At 50.6% G+C, this 4,685-nt stretch carries 2 protein-coding genes; one reads left to right on the forward strand and one right to left on the reverse strand.

Annotated features, from left to right (window positions below; all coding sequences use genetic code 11):
- Window positions 1-253, reverse strand: a 253-nt coding sequence (locus Q7K71_04895) for a hypothetical protein (GenBank protein MDO8675436.1), incomplete at its 3' end; no start/stop codon positions are given.
- Between Q7K71_04895 and Q7K71_04900 the strand changes: the two genes are divergently transcribed.
- On the forward strand, window positions 233-4,685 hold a 4,453-nt coding region (locus Q7K71_04900; protein MDO8675437.1), incomplete at its 3' end, for a glycosyltransferase family 2 protein. The genes Q7K71_04895 and Q7K71_04900 overlap by 21 nt on opposite strands.

The following is a 4,685-nucleotide window of genomic DNA, read 5'->3' on the forward strand; positions in this document are numbered from 1 at the left end:
TCCGCCGCGCGTCATTGCGTATACTGTTGGTGATCAAACCACCTATGTCATGCCTGACGATGATATCCGCACGCATCTTTCCCGCCGCGGCGACACTTCCGATGAAATTGAAGGATTTATAGAACGCGTGAAACAGCATGAGGGCTCGCACCGCCAGCGTAATGCCGCGGGCACAGCCCTGTCCGATCCCGCCGCGGAAGAACGCGCGATCCTGGCCATGCAGGTTGAACGCATGGTCCGTGAACAAGTTCAAACTGCCCTGCGTGAAGAGAATCTCCTCTTAGACCGGTTTGCTGATCCGCAGCTGCGCGCCTTTGTCAGAAACCTGAAACAATCCGGACTTCCGGTGTTTTGTGATTTAACGCTGGAGGCATTCTTATTAGAACTTGAAGGGAAGTACCAGTTGGCCTTGGGGGCCGGCGGATTAGGATTTTTAGAAGGTGAAACTTTTGGGGCCCATAATGCTTTGTGGAAATTCTCCGGTATGGGAGCAATGCCTTTGTATGAAAATCACGTCAATAAGACAACTGGGGAATGGACCCATCTTGATTGGCCCAGGGAAGATGAGGAGTCATCTAAAGGGGCAAAGCCCGTGATTGTTTATGGTGCAAAAGGCAATAAACAAATATTGACGCTGGACGTCGCCTATAACAAAGGCAATTTCAAGGTCGAGGTTTATTGGATCAACCGTAACGGTAATTTAGTGTTTTTATTACGCCAACCTGAAATATTTGATCTACTTTATCCGTATAAAGATCATCTCATTTACCAGCAAGGGTTTTTTGGAAGAGCATTCGTAGAATTGATGAAGAGTTTGGGGGCTGCTCCCGCTATTGTGCGTCTGAATGAACCACAATTAGTTTATGTGGCCGCTGCTATGAAAAAAGATATCGATTTCTTTAATGGCGGACACGTCAAAAGCATCTTTAACGATACTAAGATCGCTGGAACAACGCATACTCCTGAATCCGCCGCGATACAGCATGACCCTATTGGATGGATCGAGTCCATTGTTGGCAGGGAGTTAGTTCGTAATTGGAAAGGGGCACGTGAACTTATTACACAAGAAAATGGGGAAGTCAATACAGCAAAAGGTTTAGGAGAAGTTTCTACCTTAGTTAATGCAGTATCCCTGGAGCATGCTCGAGTTACTCAAGAGATCATTATGCCAGGCTATGCCGATAAAACGATTGGCATTCAAAATGGTTCAGACCCCGGGGAATGGTATTCTCCTCCTTTAGCCCAGCGTGTTTCAGAGGTTGGAGTCGGTAGTGTCACTGGCGAGGAACTATATAAATTTGGCCAGCAGATGAAGAAGGAGTTAAATGAATTTTTAAAGAGAAATTACGGAAGTTCTTTTACTGATATCAACCGGCCCTTGGTTGGATTGGTGCGCCGTATGGTGGACTATAAAGAACAGGGGATACTCTTTCCTATTTTACGCTGGATCGTTGGAGATAGACATTTGGACTATGAAGTCCCTTGGGGTATGGAAAAAGGTTTAGGGGCCAATCTATTGGTCGGTGGGGTGGGTCAGGATGATAGAGGCCGTGATTGGGTTGACGAATTCCGTCGGCAGATGTATGCCGAAGACTTGAAAGGCAAATTCATCTTTGTTAACGATACCGGCATTGAATTGATGCGTTTGGCAACCAGCGCCTCGGATATCTGGGGGAGCATGCCGCGCGCCACCCGTGAGGCCTCTGGTACCAGCGACGACAGGGCCGCCTTTAACGGCCATTTAAATATTGCCACCGCTACCGGCGGTCCTCTGGCTTACATTATTCATGGGGTCACGGGCTGGCTGATCGACGTATTTAAAGGATGGGATTTTGGAAACCTTGTTCGCAGGATCAATGCCAAGGACCCTGAAGTTCTTGAAAGATTCAGGATCGAAGGCCGTAAGCAGTTGGGCGGATTCCTTAAGGAAGGGACAAGTCAGTATTACAACTATTCAGATGGTAAAGGAGATAGGACATGGATTGATAATATGCAAACGGCCTTTATTAAGGCACATCAGGAAGTTTCTATCGATGTGATGATCCAAAAATATGGGTTGATGTTTGAAAGCATTCTCGATGGCAGCGGGAAGCAGGGGTATGAAACAAAATACAAAGCATGGCAGGCGCGGGCGCCTAAGGTTTTTGAATTGCAGGGATGGGCCCAAGGATTTTCATACAATAGCTTATGGCAGGCGTTGAATGTTAAGACCCGCAGTGAGTTGTTTGACAAACTGGATTTGGAAAATGACACCATGGTAGTTTCCATCACTGGCCAGAGCAGGGTGCGCGTGATTCGCGCACAAGCCGCGAATAATATCTTAGGGCAGCGAGCAGAAAATGTTTTTATAGAGGAGGGGTCTCTCAAGGAATTTGCTGATAAGGATCCAGATGCTTGGATTGGAGGGCGTATACCACACGTAACAACACTGCCATTATCCGCGCCTGCTCCGATCTCCGCCGCCGCGCCGGCGGGCAAGCAGGTCGACGACGGGCCGCATTTGGGAAGCATGCATGATGGACCAAGCTTTATTTTGGCCACATTAGTGACAGCCGTGGCCGCTGTGGTCATGTGGTTCGTCCGGTCCATGCGCATGGCGCTTGTCAAAAGAATTGCTACCGAACCGGTCAAGCCGCGCGCTCCCGCCATACGCATGCAGCACATTATTCGGAACATAACACCTCCTTCAAATATATTACGCCGTATGGTTGTGATGACGCTTCTTGTAAGCGCCCTGCTTGCCGGATCACTAACGGTCTTGCTTAGGACGGCATTTCAGGGCGTGGGAGGAGACTTTTTGCTGGCCTTGGCCGCCGGCAGCATCGGTTTTGTGCTCACATTGTTCCCGGTCCACTATGCGCTTATATTGGCAAGGTCATTAGCGACGCAATTACCGGTGCTTAGGGGGGATATCCGCGTTAATGGGCGCCAATACGCGAACGCACCGCTTCTTTCTCAATTGACAATTCAAACAGCGCCGGCCATCAGCGTGCATATGCCGATCCATTTGGAATCATTTGACAGCATTCGTCCCCATCTTGATGCGGCGCTCGCGGCGGTTGATGTTTACAATGCAAGGTTCCCCGGACGTGCCAATGTCATCGTCAGTGACGATGGCCTTATGGTCCTTGCTGATAATAATGTGGAAGAATTTGCCGCCTCGGCCCGGGCCAAACCGGTCCCTGTCAGGACCAGGGAGGAAACAGAAGCGCTGGCACGGCTGGATTATTATGCCACGCATGAAGTTGCCGTGGTCGCCAGACCCAAGCCGGATGGAACGCCGCAAACCGTTCGCCGGGGAGCGTTCCCGAAAGCCAGCAATCTTAACTATATGCATCGATTAGTAGACCGGATTGAAGGAGGGGACCCGGACTTCGGCCGGGCGTGGGTCCGCGGGGATTTGAGACGCGGGGAACTTTTATTGCAGTTGGACAAAGACAGTCTGACGCCGGCCGCCATTATGGCGATGACGGCACCGGAATTTGTCGCCGATCAAATGTTGGCGTATACACAACATGCCACAGTGCCGACCAATGAAGACGAATCATTTTATGCGCGCATGATCGGGATGTTCATCCGTATGCTGTATGGCTTAAGCATGCCCATTAGAGTTTTAGCAGGAAGCATGGTGCCGTTCATGGGACATAACGGGTTTGTCCGCACCGAGGCGTTGCGCGCTTTGGGATATTGGGATGAGGAAGCCGTCTCCGAGGACCTGGTTTTCGCAATGGGAGCGGTCGCCGCGGGATACCATGGTAAATACATTGCTTATCAGGGAATGGAATTCGGAGAGGAGGTTGCACGTACGTTTATGGAAGAAGCATCCAAGTTTTCCCGTTATGCTTTCGGGGCCGGACAGGTGTTATTCCAACCGGTGTCCGCATGGCGGTCGCGGGGACTATTCGGGAAAGCGATCCGTGGATTCGCCGGGTCCGCGCATGTACGCTGGTTTCAGACCGCAGACCTCCTTTTCTTCAAACTTGTTTTGGCAGGATTGGCGCTCACCTCGATTACGCCATTCCTGTCGCTTATGTTCGTCGAAGTAGATATGGGCGGCTTCAGGAATATTGTGATCACAGCGGCGCTTTTTAACTTGATCCCGGTTTTGGTGATGACTTGGGCTTTTCGGGATACCCATGCCGGCAAACAAGGATCGTTCCTAAGCCGATTCTGGCAGCGCGAAAAGCTTCAGCTGCCGTTCTATTTTTCTTTTATGGGGATGGCTCCTTACGTATTGCATGGAGGGATCAATTATTTCTTGGGGCGTGACATGATCTTCCCCGTCACAAATGTGGACCGTTTTGAACAGCGTTCTTTCAGGAGAATTTTAAGCGATATGGGCAGCGCCCATACACATGCTTTGACGCTTATGCTGATGTATGTTGGATCAATAGGTCTTGCCGTGTTGTTCTTCGGACACCCCCACCGGATCATTTTTGCTTCGACATTTATTGCCATTCAGACCGCGGCGCCGTATCTCTTCCATCCACCTTTATGGAAAGCAGTTTTTTCCCGAGACCTTCTGCCGCAGAAAGACGGCGGCGCGTTGCCCATCTCCGCCGCCGCGGTCGGTTCTTACGCGCAGGAGATCAAGGAAACGCATCCGGCCCAATCCGCGTTGCTGATGCAGGACGAAGGGCGGCTGCGTTATCTTGAAGCCCAATTGCCGCCGCAGCAGACCAATG

Source organism: Candidatus Omnitrophota bacterium (assembly GCA_030650275.1).
Taxonomy (GTDB): domain Bacteria; phylum Omnitrophota; class Gorgyraeia; order Zapsychrales; family Fredricksoniimonadaceae; genus JACPXN01.